Source organism: Terrisporobacter mayombei (genome assembly GCF_020748465.1).
In the GTDB taxonomy this organism is placed as follows: domain Bacteria; phylum Bacillota; class Clostridia; order Peptostreptococcales; family Peptostreptococcaceae; genus Terrisporobacter; species Terrisporobacter mayombei.
Genome location: NZ_JAHZMP010000172.1, coordinates 1 through 478 on the forward strand (window position 1 = coordinate 1; position 478 = coordinate 478).

Consider the following 478-nt stretch of genomic DNA (forward strand, 5'->3'; position numbering starts at 1 on the left):
CGTCATTATGACCTCTAACCTCGGTTCCGATCTGATTCAGGAACGCTTCGGTGAACTGGATTATGCGCACATGAAAGAGCTGGTGCTCGGTGTGGTAAGCCATAACTTCCGTCCGGAATTCATTAACCGTATCGATGAAGTGCTGGCACCGTTTGTCACCGCCAGCTACAACAAACATCGCAAGACCGCAGAAGAGTGGAGCATCCCGGACGCAGAAGGCTACGCTAACTCTCGTACCATTAAAGAGTGCTACGATGCCTTCCAGTCGCTGGAGTACGAAGTAAACACCCTGCATACCGCCAACGGTCAAACGCCGTTTGTAACTTTTGGTTTTGGTCTGGGCACCAGCTGGGAATCGCGCCTGATTCAGGAATCTATCCTGCGTAACCGTATCGCAGGTCTCGGTAAAAACCGTAAAACCGCGGTGTTCCCGAAACTGGTGTTTGCGATTCGCGATGGTCTGAACCATAAAAAAGGC

Annotated in this window: 1 protein-coding gene; it reads left to right on the top strand. The window is 51.3% G+C overall.

Annotation, left to right across the window (positions count from 1 at the left end; all coding sequences use genetic code 11):
* The coding region (gene nrdD, locus K0039_RS25125) for an anaerobic ribonucleoside-triphosphate reductase (protein ID WP_228106853.1) at positions 1-478 on the top strand (478 nt) is incomplete at both ends.